Here is a 15,577-nt window from a genome sequence, read left to right as displayed (position 1 = left end):
GCCGCCGCTCTTCACAAAAAATTCACGAAATCTCCAAGCAGCTACGCAGTCCCGGGACTAGGGACGATGCAAACCAACCTTGGAGAATGCCATGAAATATTCGATGATGATTGCGGCGGCTGCTCTGTCCATCGGAAGCCTGAGCGCGGACATCGCCGCGGCGGAAGATGTTTCCATCACGCTTTGGTCGCGCGCCGACCGTTCGGGGCCGCTGCGGGCCGGCAACATCGTTGCCGCCGCCGAGCAGATGAACCGCGAGTTCGAGGCAGCCGGTTCCGACACGCGGATCGTCATCGACCTGATCGAGACCAACGCCAAAGGCTTCGACGCTGACGCGCTTGACCTGCTCAAGGCGCATTCGGTTGGCGATACGCCCGATATCGCCGTGGCCGCGCATGAATGGATCGGCTCTTTCGTCGAGGCCGGCTTTGCCGCCAATCTCGAAGATCACATCGCTGCGAACCCGTCGATGTATGCCGACATCATCCCGCAGCTGTGGAACGCGGTGATGTACAAGGGCGAGCGGTACGGCATCCCGCAGGATTCCGAAGTGCGCATGTTCTTCGTCAACAACGACATCCTGCGCGCGGCGGGCAAGTCGGAAGAGTTCATCGCCGAACTGCCCGGCAAGGTCGAAGCGGGCGAATTCACCATGTTCGACTGGTGCGACATGGCCGCCGAAACGGTACAGTCGGGGGCCGCGAAAATCGGCTGGGTCCACCGCCCCAATGTCGGCCCCGACTTCCAGATGGCCATGGCCTCTTTCGGGATCGACATCTACAACGACGACGAAGCCAAGCTGCAGATCACCAAATCCGGGCTGGAAGATTACTATGGCTGGCTGAAATACTGCGTCGACAAGGGCGCGCTGCCCGGCGACATGACTACCTATAGCTGGGACAGCACGCACGCGGCCTTCCGTGGCGGCGACGCAATGGGCAAGTTCCACGGTATCTGGAACGTCGGCGCCCAGATGGAAGCCTTCGATCTGGACGGCAAGGACGCCTATTTCCACAAGCTGACCTGGCTGCACGCCCCCGCCGGCAAAAAGGGCGGCCAGCCGAAGAATCTGAGCCACCCGGTCGTCTATGTCGTGGGCAACACCGAGCACAAGGACCTGGCGGCCATGTTGGTCGCGATGGCATCGCAGCACGTGCCCAACACCGCCCACGCGGTCAGCACCAACCACACCCCGATCAACTATGGCCAGACCGCGATGCCTGAATTTCAGGAAAAGGGCTGGGCGCTGATCGCCGGGACGCCGATGCTGAAATACGCCGAATTCATGCCCAACCACGCCAAGATCGGCCAGTACAACGCCATCACCTTCACCGGGGTGCAGGCCGTCGAAACCGGCGAGATGACCCCGCAGGAAGCGACCGAGATGGTGATCGAAGAGCTGGAGATCGAGCTCGGCGATGACGTGATCATCCTTGATTGATCAGGTTGGGGCCGTCCCTTTGCGGGCGGCCCCGCTTTTATCCGGATGAAACCTTCCGCCGCACGCACACACCTGAACATGCTGGTCTTTCTGGGGCCGGCCTGTCTGTTTCTTGTCTGCCTTCTGGTGGTGCCGATCTTTGTCGATCTGGTCGTGTCCTTCACCGACATGGCGCAGACCGTGCGCATCGGCGAATTCACCACCGAGCAGTTCGGCAAGCTGGTCACGGCCTCGGATGATACGCTTTTCGGGTTCGAGCTGCGCAAGTCGTTCTACCGCGCGCTCAGCCTGTCGGCGATCTACATCTTTTTCACCCTCGGGATCTTCAATGTCAGCTTCGCGCTGGTGCTGGCGCTGACCACCACCGCGCTGCCGGACTGGCTTGGCGGGGTTTATCGCGCGATCTGGCTGTTGCCGCGCATGTCGCCGTCGGTGGTCTATGCGCTGCTGTGGCTGTGGACGATCGACCCTACCGAACGCGGACTGCTCAATCAGATGATCGGCGTGGTGGGCCTGGGCCCGGTCAACATGAAACTCGACGCGCCGATGGCGCTGATCGTGGTGGCGAACGGGTTTATCGGCGCCTCGATCGGGATGCTGATCCTGACCAGCGCGATCCGCTCGATCCCCGAGCATCTGTTCCATGCGGCCCGCGCCGATGGCGCCGGGTCCTGGTCGATCACCCGCCATATCGTGCTGCCGGCCCTGCGCTGGCCGATCAGCTATATCATGGTCTTTCAGTTTCTCGCGCTGCTGGTGTCGTTCGAATACATCTTCCTGATCATGGGGCCGGCCCGGTCGACCATGACCATGGCAATGCTGGCCTATACCAAGACGCTGGCGCCGGGGATCGGGTCGGGCCAATACGCCTATGGCGCCGCGATCACCCTGATCCTGATCGTGATCGGAACCTTCGTGGCGCTGGTGCTGTGGCGCCTGACCAACATGAAGGCGCTGCTGACCACCCCGCGGATCGAGGTGCAGTGATGGTGGCCGTTCCCGACGCCCCGCGCACCGACTGGGCCGCACTTGCCCGGCAGTCCCGCCGCGCCCGGCTGTGGAAATCCGGGCTGCTGATCGGCTTTCTGACGCTGGTGTCGGTTCCGATCGTGCTGCCGTTCTTCTGGATGTTCGTGATCTCGATCTCGGCCCGCACCGGCGGCGTCGAATCCGCCGTGCTGTGGCGGGCCTGTGCCGTGCTGGTTCCGGCCGTCTTTGCCTGGGGCGTGGCCCATGCGGCCCTGCCACGCCCCCGCCAGCGCTGGATCGCGGCGAGTGCCCTCCTTGTGCTGGCGGCGCTTGGGCTGACCCTGACCGTGGGCACGGAGCTGCACCTGAACAACTATCGCTTCCTGATCACCCCCAACCTGATCGAGGAGATCCGCGGCGCGGCCACCGCCGGCGGCCAGTTCCCCTGGGTCTGGACCGCCTTCGGCAATTCGCTGCTTGTCGCCTCGGTCTCGACCGCGATGAAGATCTCGGTGGCGACCCTGGCGGGTTATTACCTGTCGCGCTTTTCGTTTCGCGGGCGGTCGGGCCTGTTGCAGGGCCTGCTGATCCTGGAGGTATTCCACCCCTGGATGCTGACGATCCCGATCTTTCTGGTGATCTTCTGGGTCGGGCTGTTGAACACGCTGACCGCCCCGATCCTGGTGCTGACGGCGATCGACCTGCCATTCTTCATCTTTATCATGAAGGGGTTCTTCGACGCCGTGCCCTGGGACATCGAGATGTCGGCGATGACCGACGGCGCTTCGCGCAGGCAGGCGTTCCGGATGGTGGTCATGCCGCAGGTGCGCAGCGGGATCATCGCCATCGCGGTGCTGGGCTTCATCAAAGGGTGGGAGGAATACGTCTTTGTTACCGCCCTGCGGACCGGCAATTCCTATTGGGTGATGTCGACCTACCTCTATTACGTGGCCGAGGATGTGATGGGCGTGGATTACGGCCTCGTGGCGGCGGTGTCGGTGTTCTACATCGTGCCGTCGCTGGTTCTGTATCTCTTCTGTCAAAGATATCTGACGCAAATGACGCTAGGGGGCGTGAAGGGCTGATGGCACGGGTCGAGATGAAAGGGCTGCGCAAGGCGTGGGATACCGCCGTCGCGGTGGACGGGATCGACCTGACGATCGAGGATGGCGATTTCGTCGCCATTCTGGGCCCTTCGGGCTGTGGCAAATCCACGACGCTGTTCATGCTGGCGGGGGTCTATCTGCCCACCGGCGGCGATATCCTGTTCGACGGCGCGCGCGTGAACGAGGTCGAGGCGCGCAGCCGCAATGTGGGCATCGTGTTTCAGTCCTACGCGCTTTATCCGAACATGAGCGTGTTGCAGAACATCATGTTCCCGCTGCGGTTTCAGACCATCCCCGACGCCGAGACGCGGGCGCGGGAAATGGCCGATCTGGTTCAGGTCGGCGATCTTCTGTCGCGCCGTCCCAGTCAGTTGTCGGGTGGCCAGCAGCAGCGCGTGGCATTGGCGCGCGCGCTGGTGAAACGCCCCAACCTGCTGTTGCTGGACGAACCGCTGTCCAACCTCGACGCCACCTTGCGCCTGACCATGCGGGCCGAGATCCGGCGCATCACGCGCGAACTGGGGGTGACCACGATCCTGGTCACCCATGATCAGCTCGAGGCGACGACGATGGCCGATCACGTGGTCTGCATGCATGCGGGCCGGGTGGAACAGACCGGCACCGCCGAAGACCTGTACCTGCGCCCCGAAACGCTGTTTGTGGCAGGCTTCATCGGCTCGCCGCCGATCAACCTGATTGTCGGCCCGGCGCCGGGCGGGGCGCTGACGCTGACCGGCGGTCATGGCGCGCGCACGGTCGGCATCCGCCCCGAAATGCTGCATGTCGCGGAAACCGGGCTGGGCGCACGTGTCATTGCCGTTGAACCGATGGGGCGCGAGGTGCTGACAACCGTAGACAGCGCCGTCGGCATGTTGCGGTTTCTGGAGGCGACGGCGCGCCCGACCTGGAAGGTGGGCGATACGCTGGCGCTGCGCTTCGCGCCGGGCGACAGCATTCTGTTCGACGAGCACGGCCGCCGGATCAAAGGCGCCCATGCAACGCTCAGGGAGCATATCGATGCGTGATGTCATCCGCACCATCACAGGCGAAATGGAATGCCCCTCGGCCGCGGATCGCCAGGCCGCTGCCGCCGCCTGGGGCAGCCGCGCCGCGCATGACGGGTTTCAGGGCGGTTGGCCCTGCCTGAACACGATCGAATACGTGGCCCCGGCCCAGCCATTGGCGATGCCCGCCGCGCTGACCGTGGCCGCCTGGAATATCGAACGCTGCAAACGGGTCGAGGAGTCCGCCTCGGTCTTGCGCGCCGCCGGGGCCGATGTGGTTCTGGCCACCGAGATGGATCTTGGCATGGCCCGCTCGGGCCAGCGCCACACCACCCGCGATCTGGCCGCCGCGCTGGGCATGGGCTATGCCTTCGGCACCGAATTCGTCGAACTGGGCGCGGGCGATCCGTTCGAGACCGCTGAATTCAAGGACTGTCCCAACCTGCACGGGCTGCATGGCAACGCGATCCTGTCGCGCTGGCCGCTTGAAAATCTGGCGCTGATCCCGCTGGACGATGGCGGTGAATGGTTCGTGCGCGCGCCGAAGGCGGACGGCCAGTACCGGGTCGGCGGGCGGATGGCGATGGCGGCGCAGATCGCAACGGGGGCCGGGCCGCTGACCCTGATCGCCGCGCATTACGAAAGCGAAAGCGACGCCGCCGGGCGGGCCGCGCAAACCGCGCGGATGTTGGACGGCGTGGCAAAGCTTTACGGCGGTGGGCCCTGCGTGATCGGCGGCGATTTCAACACCAATGGGTTTCAGGAGACCATAATTCGCGGCGCCGACATGCTGGCGCGGGCCCCGGATATTGAGCCCGCCTTCGCGCAGTTCGCCGGGTTCGGGTTCGACTGGCGCGCCTGCAATACCGGGCAGGTCACCACCCGGCTGCAACCGCACGCGCCGCCCGACCGGCCGCTGAAAACCCTGGACTGGTTGCTGACCCGCGGCGTGCGGGCCGAGGCCCCGTTCGTGCGCCCGGCCCTGTCCGAAGCCGGGGCCTATCTTTCAGACCACGAAATGATCGGCCTGCGGGTCCATCCGTGACCGTGCAGCCATCAGGAGAAACACCCATGAAATGCGTAAGCTATAATATCCAGTACGGGCTGGGCGCGGATGGCCGCTATGATCTGGCGCGCATCGCCGGGGAAATCGCACAGGCCGATATCATCGCCTTGCAGGAGGTGGACCGCTTCTGGCAGCGCAGCGGCATGGTCGACAGCCCGGCCGAACTGGCGCGCCACCTGCCGCAGCATCACTGGGTTTATGGGGCCAATCTGGACATGGATGCCAGCTTTGCCCAGGACGGGCGAATCGTGCAGCGCCGCAAGCAGTTCGGGACCATGATCCTCAGCCGTTGGCCAATTCTGTCATCGCGCAATTTTCCGCTGCCGAAATGGGGTGACCGCAGGCATCATTCGATTCAGCAGGGCCTGCTGGAGGCGGTCGTCGACACGCCACTGGGCGCCTTGCGGATCTATTCGGTCCATCTGAGCCACCTTTGCCCGGCCACCCGGCTGCCGCAGGTCGCCGCGATCCGCGACATCCTGGCGCGCGCGCCAGCCGAGGGGGGCGCCTGGTGCGGCGGTCATCCGACCCCGGCGGCGGGCTGGACCGAAGAGGACGAACCGCCGATGCCGCGCGATTTCATCCTGATGGGTGACATGAATTTCGACCCGTCGTCAAAGGAATACGAGGCGCTTGTCGGCGCGGTCGCCCCCGGTTTTGGCCGGCTGACGAACCGGGCCGGGCTGATCGACGCCTGGGTCGCCGCGGGTCATGACGAGGCGGGCGGCGCCACCCATCCCGGTGCCAGTTCGCGGATCGATCATTGCTTCGTCTCCGCCGATCTGGCGGGTCAGGTGACGGGCGCGTGGATCGACGACACGGCCGTGGGATCGGATCACTGGCCGGTCTGGGTCACGTTCGACAAAGCCCCCGCAGGGGTGCGGTAATTCGCGCAGTCCAATTAGTTGAGTTTTTTTGTCTGACGTTAAGCCCGCGTCATATTCAGCCGTTAACGCCAAGCCATGCGTAAGGGCATCGGCGGCTCTGATGCCTTCTGTTCGCGCAAAACTCATAATGGGAGATTTCCGACATGAAAGTTGCATCGCTTCTTTCCGCAACGACGCTGCTGGCCGGGACCGCGGCCTTTGCCCAGGACGTGCCGCAGGCCGACAATGAATGGTTCACCGCCGGTCAGGCGCTGATCGAACAGAAGATGGCTGTTCAGCCCAACACCAGCCGCGCCAAGAACGTGATCATCCTGATCTCGGACGGTAACGGCGTCGGCACCAACTACGCCACCCGTATCTGGCTTGGCCAGCAGGACGGAAAGCTGGGCGAAGAGCACGTCCTGCCGCAGGAGGATTTCCCCTATCTGGCGCTGTCCAAGACCTATAACGTCAACGCCCAGACCCCCGACAGCGCCGGCACCGGCACCGCGATGCATACCGGCGTCAAGACCAAGGCCGGTGTGATCGGCGTGGACGAAACCCTGGTCCGTGGCGATTGTGCCGCCGTCGAGGGCGCCAAGGTGACCACGATCGCCGAAATTCTGGCCGATCAGGGCAAAGCTGTGGGTGTGGTTTCGACCGCCCGCATCACCCACGCCACCCCGGCCTCGGTCTATGCCCATACCGCAGACCGCGATTTCGAAAGCAACAACAACCTGCCCGAAGGCTGCACCCAGAAAGACATCGCCGTGCAGCTGATCGAGGCCATGCAGGCCGGCACCATCGACCTGGCGCTGGGTGGCGGCCGCCGTCACTTCCTGCCCAAGGATGTCGAGGGCGAAGAAGGCAAAGGCGGCAAGCGTACCGATGGCCGCAACCTGATCAACGAAGCGAAAGAGGCTGGGTTCCAGTACGCCTGGAACGACGAAAGCTTTGCCGCGCTGACCACCGGCAACAACGCCCCGATCCTGGGTCTGTTCGAATCCAGCCATATGAAATACGAGCATGACCGCACCGGCGAACCCTCGCTGGCGCAGATGACCGAAGCCGCGATCAAATCCTTGGAAGGCAGCGAAAACGGCTATTTCCTGTCGATCGAAGCGGGCCGTGTCGACCATGCCAACCATGCCGGCAACGCGTATCGCACGCTGACCGACGGTGCCGCCTTCGCCGAGGCCGTGGCCATGGCCGACGAGTTGACCGACGATGCCGATACGCTGATCATCGTCACCGCCGACCACGAGCACGCCATTGCCTTCAACGGCTATTGCGGTCGCGGCACGCCGATCAACGGTCTGTGCTATGACATCGACCCGGCCGGGGTAAAGCACAGCGACAAGGTCCTGACCGGCGATGACGGCAAGCCCTATACCGTGATCGGCTATCTGAACGGCGTTGGCTCGGTTCTGCGCGAAGACATGAACTGGGTCGGTGCCCGCGCCGATCTGGCGCAGGAGGATGTGACCGATCCCGATTACGTGCAGCAGGCGCTGATCCCGAAATCCTCGGAAAGCCATTCGGGCGAAGACGTGGCGATCTATGCCAAGGGTCCGTGGGCGCATCTGTTCACCGGCACGGTCGAGCAAAGCTTCATCTTCCATGTGATGAATCACGCCGCAACCGCCGAATAAGCGGCGTGTGACAGAGCGGGCGAAGGGCCGGGAAATCGGCCCTTCGTCACCACACGGCCCGTCAACGACCCCACAACGGAGTGATCAGATGAAGCGCCGAGAATTCATAGCCCTGGCCACCGGGCTGGTCGCCGCCCCCGGCCTGGTGTGTGCCGCGGGCGATACCATCAAGCTGCGCGATCTTTACAACAAGGATCTCAGCTTTTCCGATCTGGCGCAGTCGCACGAAGGCAAGCGGATCACCGTTTCCGGCTTCATGGCCCCGCCGCTGAAAGCCGAGTCCGCCTTTTTCGTGCTGACCAAAACGCCGATGGCGGTCTGCCCGTTTTGCGAAACCGATGCCGAATGGCCCGACGACATTCTGGCGATCTATACCAAGCGCACGGTCAGGGTGGTGCCCTTCAACATTCGGATCGAAACCACCGGCGTGCTGGAGCTGGGCACGTTCAAGGATGAAGAGACCGGATTTGTCAGCCGCGTGCGTCTGAGCGACGCGATTTATTCGTAAGGCGCGCGCGATGGGGCTTGCACTGTCTGTAACCGATCTGACCGTGACCGGCGACAACGGACGCCGGTTGCTGGAGGTGCCCGCGCTGGCGCTGCCGCCGGGTCAGAGTCTGGGCATCCGCGGCCCGTCGGGGGCGGGCAAATCCACGCTGCTGTTCGCACTGGCCGGGTTGCTGGACCGGGTGACCGGCCGCACCCATTGGGGCGAAACCGATCTGATCGCGCTGCCCGCCGATCGGCGCGGGGCCTTTCGCGCCCGGCACATGGGGCTGATCTTTCAGGATTTCCTGCTGTTCGAGGAGCTCAGCGCCATCGGCAACGCGGCCTTGCCCGCGCTGTTTCAGCCGCGCCGCCGGCGCGCCGCCCTGCGCGCCCGCGCCGCCGCCCATCTGGCGCATCTGGGCCTGACGGAACCCGACCGGGGCGTCGCCAGCTTTTCGGGCGGCGAACGTCAGCGCGTGGCCATCGCCCGCGCCCTGGCCAATGACGCCGATATCCTGCTGGCCGACGAGCCCACCGCCAGCCTGCACCGCGAAGCTGCCGACCGGCTGATCGAGGATATGACCGCCACCACGCGCGCCGAGGGCAAGACACTGATCGCCGTCAGTCACGACATGGGCCTTCTGAACCGGATGGACCGGGTTCTGACGATCACCGACGGGCGCATTTCCGACGACAGCGGGGCCGGGTAAATGGGCACGCTTTGGGACAGCCTGACTGCTACGCAACAGGATGTGGCGCTGCTGATCGGCCTGCTTGTGCCGGCGGCGCTGGTCGGCGTTGCGGTGCTGCGTGGTTTTCACCCGCTGCCACTGGTGCGCGCGATGTTGTGGCGGTTTCGCTGGGCCAATGCGCTGTTCGTGCTGCTGATCGCGGTTTCGGTCGGCATCGGCATCGGATTGCTGGCACAGGAACGGGGCCTGCGGCGGGGCACGGCGGCGGCGGCGGACAAGTTCGATCTGGTGATCGCCGCACCGGGCAGCGAGATCACGATGATGCTGGCTGCGGTCTATCTGCAGCCCAGCGATGTGCCGCTGCTGTCGGGTGCGATCTATAACGAGGTCGCGACCCACGAAAACGTCTCGGTCGCTGCACCTTTGGCCTTTGGCGACAGTTTCGCGGATGCGCCGGTGATCGGCACCACGCCGGAGTTTGCCCGCTATCTGACCGGAGACCGGATCGAGGGGCGGATGTTCGCCACCAGTTCCGAGGCGCTTGTCGGGGCCACCGTCGCGTTGCAGATCGGCGCCAGCTTCACCCCCGCCCACGGCGTGGGCGACGCCGCCGATACCGAGGCGCATGAGGGCGGCGCGATGACGGTGGTCGGCCGCATGGCGCGCACCGGCACGCCCTGGGATCGCTCGATCCTGGTCCCGGTCGAGGCAGTGTGGGAAGTGCACGGTCTGGCCAACGGCCACGCCCCCGAGCGCGGCGGGCAGATCGGCCCGCCGTTCGATGCGAAATACTTTCCCGGCACCCCGGCGATCATCGTCCATGCCGAGGCGCTTTGGGCCAATTACGCGCTGCGTTCGGAATTCACCCGCGACGCCGAAACCATGGCGTTCTTTCCCGGTGCGGTGCTGGCCCAGCTTTATACGGTGATGGGGGATGTGCGGCAGGCGATGTCGGTGATGTCGCTGGTCACGCAGATTCTGGTGGCGGCCAGTGTGCTGGTCGGGCTTCTGATCCTGACCCGGCTGTTCCAGCGTCAGCTTGCGCTGCTGCGGGCGCTGGGCGCGCCGGTGCGCTTCGTCTTTGCGGTGGTCTGGTCCTATGCCGCGGCGCTGCTGCTGATCGGTGCGGCGCTGGGGCTGATGGTGGGGCAGGGGGCCACGGCGGTGCTGTCGCGCATCCTGAGCGCGCGCACCGATATCACGATCAGCGCGCCGCTGGGCTGGCCCGAGCTGCACTTCACCGCCGCCTTCGTCAGCGTGGCCACCGTGCTGGCGCTGCTGCCCGCCGTGGCGGTGCTGCGCCAGCCGGTCGTCAAATCCCTGCGTTCCTGAATATCCGAGGTCATATCATGCGCTTTGCCATCCTTGCTGCCGCCGCCCTTGCCGCCCTTCCGGCGGTCGCCCAGGAAACCCATACCCACGAGACCGGCCATGACAGCCATCTGGCGGAGCTGCACGGCCTGCATGTGCTGCATGCCTGGACCGCAGCCACCGGGGCGGACACCACGCTGGTCTATATGGATATCGAAAACACCGGCGCGCAGGACGTTGTGCTGGAGGGCGCCGAATGCGCGCTGGCCGAAACCGTGGCGCTGGTCGGCTTCACCCTGAAGGACGGCGCGGCGCAGTATCAGGATTTGCCACCGTTTCCAATCAAGGCGGGCGGCGAAGTCGTGCTGGCCCCGAACGGCCTTGCGCTGCGCCTGACCGGCCTGTCGGCGCCGCTGGAGGAAGGCGAAGGTTTCGAACTGGAACTGCAGACCAGCCTGGGCCATCTGGATGTGGACGTGCAGGTCGAACCCAAAGGCGCCACCGCGCACAGTCACGCGGGTCATAGCCACTGACGTCCCGTAGCGCATGGCGGCGGTGCCGGGTGGCGCTTGTTTCACGAAATGGTGCGGTGCGGGACTTGACCCTCCCGTAAGGGGAACCCCTATCTGTGGGACGAACCTGCCAGGGATGACGATCATGACCGCAGCAACAGAACTGAAGCTTTCGATCGAGGGGATGTCCTGTGCGTCCTGTGTCGGGCGTGTCGAAAAGGCGCTGCTTGGGGTGCCGGGTGTGGAACGGGCCGCTGTCAATCTGGCGTCTGAAACGGCGCAGGTGGCGTTTTCCGGCCCTGCGGATGCCAAGGCCATGGCCGCGACGCTGAAACAGGCGGGCTATCCGGCCCGCACGCGCACCATTGTTCTGCTGATCGAGGGGATGTCCTGCGCGTCTTGCGTCGGGCGGGTGGACAAGGCGCTGGCGGCGGTGCCGGGCGTGCTTGCGGTCAATGTGAACCTTGCCGCCGAAACCGCCACCGTCACCTGTCTGGACGGGCAGGTCAGCCATGCGGATCTGTTGGCGGCGGCGTCCGGCGCCGGCTATCCCGCCCGCCTGCAGGACACGGCGACGGCGTCCGAGGATATGGGCGCACGCAAAGAGGCCGAAGCGCGCGATCTTTGGCGCCAGACCCTGGGGGCGGCGGCATTGGCGCTGCCGGTTTTCGTGCTGGCGATGGGGGGCCATGCGATCCCCGGATTTCACGACTGGATCGGGCGCGCGATCGGGCATCAGACAAGCTGGATCCTTCAGTGCGTGCTGACCACGATCATTCTGGCCGGGCCGGGGCGGCGCTTTTTCATCAAGGGCGTTCCGGCGCTGCTGCGCGGCGCGCCGGACATGAACAGCCTTGTGGCGCTGGGTACCTCGGCGGCTTATCTGTTTTCCGTCGTGGCGACGTTCGCGCCGTCGCTGCTGCCACAGGGCACCCGGGCGGTGTATTTCGAGGCGGCGGCGGTGATCGTTGTGCTGATCCTGCTGGGCCGGTTTCTGGAGGCACGCGCCAAGGGGCGCACGGGTGCGGCGATCCGCAAACTTGTGGGGCTGCGGCCGAAAACCGCGCGCGTGGTGCGCGGGGGCGAGATCGTGGAGACCGACGTCGATCAGATCGGGGTCGGCGACCTGCTGCTGGTACGCCCCGGCGAACGTATCGCGGTGGATGGCGAAGTGACCGAAGGGTACAGCTATGTCGATGAAAGCATGGTCACGGGCGAGCCGGTCCCGGTCGCCAAAACCGCAGGTGCCCCGGTGACCGGCGGCACGGTCAACGGCACCGGCAGTTTCCGGTTCCGCGCCACAAGGGTCGGCGCGGATACGGTGCTGGCCCAGATCATCCGCATGGTCGAAGAGGCGCAGGGCGCCAAACTTCCGGTGCAGGGTCTGGTCGACAGGATCACCCTGTGGTTCGTTCCCGCCGTGATGGCGGCGGCCGCGGCAACGGTGCTGATCTGGCTGGTCTTCGGCCCCGATCCCGTGCTGACCCATGCGCTGGTCGCGGGGGTGTCGGTGCTGATCATTGCCTGCCCCTGCGCCATGGGGCTGGCCACGCCGACCTCTATCATGGTCGGGACCGGACGCGCGGCCGAGATGGGGGTGCTGTTTCACAAAGGCGCGGCACTGCAAAGCCTGCACAGCGTCGATGTGGTCGCCCTGGACAAGACCGGCACGCTGACCGAAGGACACCCCGAACTGACGGACATGTCGCTGGCACAAGGGTTTGACCGCGCGGAGGTGCTAGGGTTGGTGGCATCGGTCGAGCAGTCCTCGGAGCATCCCGTCGCGCGTGCTATCCTCCGCGCGGCACAGGCTGAGGGGATCGAGCTGCCCGCGGCGCGCGATTTCACCTCGGTCACCGGCTACGGCGTCCGCGCGACGGTTGGCGGCCGGGCCGTGCTGGTCGGCGCCGACCGTCTGATGGTGCGCGAAGGGATCGGGCTTGGTGATCTCGCGGAGGCGGGCCATGCCCTGGGGGCGGCCGGAAAGACCCCGCTTTATGCGGCTGTGGATGGCCGGATCGCTGCGGTGATCGCGGTCTCGGACCCGATCAAACCCGCTACGGCGGCGGCTGTAAAAGCGTTGCATGATCTTGGGCTCGAGGTCGCCATGATCACCGGCGACAACCGGGACACCGCACAGGCGATCGCCCGGCAGATCGGCATTGCCCATGTGGTGGCCGAAGTGTTGCCCGACGGCAAGGTTGCCGCGCTGAAAGAGCTGACACAGGGCGGCAAGAGGGTGGCCTTTGTCGGCGACGGGATCAACGATGCCCCGGCCCTGGCCCATGCCGATGTGGGGGTGGCCATCGGGACGGGGACCGATGTGGCGATCGAGGCGGCCGATGTCGTGCTGATGTCGGGCGATCTGCGCGGTGTTGTGAATGCCTTCGACATCTCGGCCCGCACGATGCGTAACATCCGTCAGAACCTGTTTTGGGCCTTCGCCTATAATGCGGCGCTGATCCCGGTGGCCGCCGGTATCCTGTACCCCGCGTTCGGGGTGATGCTGTCGCCGGTTCTGGCGGCGGGGGCCATGGCGCTGTCCAGCGTCTTTGTCCTGAGCAATGCGCTGCGCCTTCGGCTGATCCGTCCGGTGCTGTCCGATCCTGCGGCGCAGGGCCCTTTGCCACGCTGACGGTTCCTGAACGGGCGGCGTTTCAGTCCGGGGTGATGACCGGAAGATCAATGAAGAACGTCGTGCCGACGCCCATCTTGCTGGTGTAGTGGATGCTGCCCCCATGCAGTTCCAGGATACGCTGGGCGATATTCATGCCCAGACCCGAGCCGCCTTTTTTGCGCGTATCGGACGCGTCGACCTGCGTGAAATGGCCGAAGACCTTGTCCTCCGCGCCCTCGGGGATACCGATCCCTTCGTCCCGGACGGAAATCCGCGTGATCGGGCCGTGCTGCTCCAGCGTGATTTCGACCACGTCGCCCGGCTCGGAAAACTTGAGCGCGTTTGACAGGACATTGGCCATCACCTGCATCAGCCGCGCGTGATCGCCCTTCACATAGACCGGCGCCGTGACCCCGGTCAGGCGCAGCGACACCGACAGCGACTTGCCATAGCCCTCGTTCGCCTCGGCGGCGTCGCGGAGCAACTGCGCCAGATCGATCGGGATAAGCTGAACCGCCATCGCGCCGGACTCGATCTTGCTCAGATCCAGCAGATCGTCGATCAGCGCGCGCAATCTGTTGCTGTTGTTGCTCGCGATCTGCACGACGCGTTTCATTTCGGGGGGCATTTCGCCCAGCACCCCGGCATTCAAAAGGTCCAGGGTGCCCTTGATCGAGGTCAGCGGCGTGCGCAGCTCGTGGCTGACGGTGGACAGGAACTGCGTCTTGGCATCGCTGGCCGCCTGCGCCTGATCCGCCGCCAGCCGCAACGAGACCGCCGCCCGCTGTTGCGCGGTGATGTCCACCAGCATCAGCAGCCAGCCCAACGCGGGATGCGTGGGGGTCAGGGGATTGATGATCGGCCGCAGGCGCGGATCGAATGCGCGCCCGTCCCGTATCAGCGGCGCCTCTTTATGCAGCGCGCCGCCGCTCCGCATCTGCGGCACGATCGGACCCAGCGCGGCCATGCCTTCCAGCGTGTCGCCGATTTGCGGAAGCTCTTTGCCGAACACGCGATGCGCCTCGGGGTTGCAGCCCACAAGGCGACCGTCGGGGTCGGCGATCAGGATCGGGTTGTCCGAATTGTAGAACAGGATATCGCGTGCGATGCCGTTGATATCCATCATACTGTTGTTCATGACCAGCCAGCCGAATGCGCTGAGCACCAGGGCGAACATGAACGGCGTCGGATCAAAGCCGAAGAACGTAACGCCTCCGACGACATAGGCCAGATTTCCCATGATCGGCCCGAGCGTCGCCACCAGCAGTGCCACGAAGAAACCCCGAAAGGCAGGCGAAGCCCCCCGCAGCGCCCGCACCGCGATCGCCATGGACAAGACCATGAACGCGTAATCGTAGGCCGCGGCGACATAGAACAGCGGCCCGTGGTCATAGCTCACCGACAGGCGCCCCGACACCTCGACCATCCGCGTGCCGGGGCCATAGAACAGGTGGTGCCAATCGTTGCTCAGTGCCAAAAGGGCAATGGTGCCCGGTCCCCCGATCAGCAGCAGCAGCCGCCAGCGGGTGTATTTCTCCGTGCCCCCCGCCGCGTAGTCATACAGAAACATCGCCCAGGCCGTGGGCAGCAGGACAATGCCCGGCCAGGCGAACTGGGCCCAGAACACCTTGCAGCCCAGCCCGTCCGAGGCCAGTTCCATTCCGGCGGCAAGAAGCCACCACAGCATCGCCCAATGCGTGATCAGAAAGGCCCGCTTTCCCGGAAAACGGCGCTGTCGCCAGACCCAGCGCGTCAGTGCGGCCAGACCCGCAAACACCATGGCTACGACGGCCACCGGAAAATCAAACGTCAAAGAAGTCAGGCAAGGCAGCATAGTTGATCCTAGCGGACG

At 65.1% G+C, this 15,577-nt stretch carries 13 protein-coding genes; 12 read left to right on the top strand and 1 reads right to left on the bottom strand.

Going from position 1 to position 15,577, the window contains the following annotated elements; translation table 11 throughout:
* The first annotated feature begins 91 nt into the window (after positions 1-91).
* From ACSR1C_RS10135 to ACSR1C_RS10080, 12 genes are all read left to right on the top strand, one after another.
* Entirely contained in the window at positions 92-1,441 is a 1,350-nt protein-coding gene (locus ACSR1C_RS10135; protein ID WP_460258996.1) for an ABC transporter substrate-binding protein, read from the top strand.
* Between the two features lie 45 nt (positions 1,442-1,486).
* Positions 1,487-2,428 (top strand): carbohydrate ABC transporter permease, encoded by a 942-nt coding sequence (locus ACSR1C_RS10130; RefSeq protein WP_460258997.1) that lies wholly within the window; start codon positions 1,487-1,489, stop codon positions 2,426-2,428.
* Complete coding sequence (locus tag ACSR1C_RS10125; protein WP_460258998.1) at positions 2,428-3,495, top strand: carbohydrate ABC transporter permease; 1,068 nt, start codon at positions 2,428-2,430, stop codon at positions 3,493-3,495. Before ACSR1C_RS10130 ends, ACSR1C_RS10125 begins: the two co-directional genes overlap by 1 nt.
* Positions 3,495-4,541 carry an ABC transporter ATP-binding protein gene (locus ACSR1C_RS10120; RefSeq protein WP_460258999.1) on the top strand — a complete coding sequence of 349 codons (1,047 nt, stop codon included), beginning with the start codon at positions 3,495-3,497 and terminating at the stop codon, positions 4,539-4,541. The genes ACSR1C_RS10125 and ACSR1C_RS10120 overlap by 1 nt, the downstream gene beginning before the upstream one ends.
* A complete protein-coding gene (locus ACSR1C_RS10115; protein ID WP_460259000.1) occupies positions 4,534-5,565 on the top strand; it encodes an endonuclease/exonuclease/phosphatase family protein in 1,032 nt (343 codons plus the stop codon). The genes ACSR1C_RS10120 and ACSR1C_RS10115 overlap by 8 nt, the downstream gene beginning before the upstream one ends.
* A 26-nt stretch (positions 5,566-5,591) precedes the next feature.
* Positions 5,592-6,473 (top strand): endonuclease/exonuclease/phosphatase family protein, encoded by an 882-nt coding sequence (locus ACSR1C_RS10110; RefSeq protein ID WP_460259001.1) that lies wholly within the window; start codon positions 5,592-5,594, stop codon positions 6,471-6,473.
* A gap of 143 nt (positions 6,474-6,616) precedes the next feature.
* On the top strand, positions 6,617-8,104 hold the full coding sequence (locus ACSR1C_RS10105; RefSeq protein WP_460259002.1) for an alkaline phosphatase: 1,488 nt from the start codon (positions 6,617-6,619) through the stop codon (positions 8,102-8,104).
* An 88-nt stretch (positions 8,105-8,192) separates the two neighbouring features.
* Positions 8,193-8,612 (top strand): hypothetical protein, encoded by a 420-nt coding sequence (locus tag ACSR1C_RS10100; protein ID WP_460259003.1) that lies wholly within the window; start codon positions 8,193-8,195, stop codon positions 8,610-8,612.
* A gap of 10 nt (positions 8,613-8,622) precedes the next feature.
* On the top strand, positions 8,623-9,303 hold the full coding sequence (locus ACSR1C_RS10095) for an ABC transporter ATP-binding protein (RefSeq protein ID WP_460259004.1): 681 nt from the start codon (positions 8,623-8,625) through the stop codon (positions 9,301-9,303).
* Complete coding sequence (locus ACSR1C_RS10090; protein ID WP_460259005.1) at positions 9,304-10,617, top strand: FtsX-like permease family protein; 1,314 nt, start codon at positions 9,304-9,306, stop codon at positions 10,615-10,617.
* Positions 10,618-10,634: 17 nt separating this feature from the next.
* A complete protein-coding gene (locus tag ACSR1C_RS10085) occupies positions 10,635-11,129 on the top strand; it encodes a copper chaperone PCu(A)C (protein ID WP_460259006.1) in 495 nt (164 codons plus the stop codon).
* Positions 11,130-11,253: 124 nt separating this feature from the next.
* Positions 11,254-13,743 carry a heavy metal translocating P-type ATPase gene (locus ACSR1C_RS10080; RefSeq protein WP_460259007.1) on the top strand — a complete coding sequence of 830 codons (2,490 nt, stop codon included), beginning with the start codon at positions 11,254-11,256 and terminating at the stop codon, positions 13,741-13,743.
* Between the two features lie 22 nt (positions 13,744-13,765).
* Here ACSR1C_RS10080 and ACSR1C_RS10075 read toward each other — a convergent pair whose 3' ends face one another.
* Positions 13,766-15,520 (bottom strand): histidine kinase N-terminal 7TM domain-containing protein, encoded by a 1,755-nt coding sequence (locus ACSR1C_RS10075; protein ID WP_460259008.1) that lies wholly within the window; start codon positions 15,518-15,520, stop codon positions 13,766-13,768.
* Between the last annotated feature and the right edge of the window lie 57 nt (positions 15,521-15,577).

It is taken from the genome of Actibacterium sp. D185-2, from assembly GCF_054954595.1.
Note: the sequence above shows the minus strand (reverse complement) of the source record. Positions and strands in the feature narration are given on the sequence as shown.

Excerpts from the sequence above, each read along its gene's own strand:
- ACSR1C_RS10135 (WP_460258996.1), top strand. The coding sequence starts at position 92 with ATGAAATATTCGATGATGATTGCGGCGGCTGCTCTGTCCATCGGAAGC.
- ACSR1C_RS10130 (WP_460258997.1), top strand. The coding sequence starts at position 1,487 with ATGAAACCTTCCGCCGCACGCACACACCTGAACATGCTGGTCTTTCTG.
- ACSR1C_RS10125 (WP_460258998.1), top strand. The coding sequence starts at position 2,428 with ATGGTGGCCGTTCCCGACGCCCCGCGCACCGACTGGGCCGCACTTGCC.
- ACSR1C_RS10120 (WP_460258999.1), top strand. The coding sequence starts at position 3,495 with ATGGCACGGGTCGAGATGAAAGGGCTGCGCAAGGCGTGGGATACCGCC.
- ACSR1C_RS10115 (WP_460259000.1), top strand. The coding sequence starts at position 4,534 with ATGCGTGATGTCATCCGCACCATCACAGGCGAAATGGAATGCCCCTCG.
- ACSR1C_RS10110 (WP_460259001.1), top strand. The coding sequence starts at position 5,592 with ATGAAATGCGTAAGCTATAATATCCAGTACGGGCTGGGCGCGGATGGC.
- ACSR1C_RS10105 (WP_460259002.1), top strand. The coding sequence starts at position 6,617 with ATGAAAGTTGCATCGCTTCTTTCCGCAACGACGCTGCTGGCCGGGACC.
- ACSR1C_RS10100 (WP_460259003.1), top strand. The coding sequence starts at position 8,193 with ATGAAGCGCCGAGAATTCATAGCCCTGGCCACCGGGCTGGTCGCCGCC.
- ACSR1C_RS10095 (WP_460259004.1), top strand. The coding sequence starts at position 8,623 with ATGGGGCTTGCACTGTCTGTAACCGATCTGACCGTGACCGGCGACAAC.
- ACSR1C_RS10090 (WP_460259005.1), top strand. The coding sequence starts at position 9,304 with ATGGGCACGCTTTGGGACAGCCTGACTGCTACGCAACAGGATGTGGCG.
- ACSR1C_RS10085 (WP_460259006.1), top strand. The coding sequence starts at position 10,635 with ATGCGCTTTGCCATCCTTGCTGCCGCCGCCCTTGCCGCCCTTCCGGCG.
- ACSR1C_RS10080 (WP_460259007.1), top strand. The coding sequence starts at position 11,254 with ATGACCGCAGCAACAGAACTGAAGCTTTCGATCGAGGGGATGTCCTGT.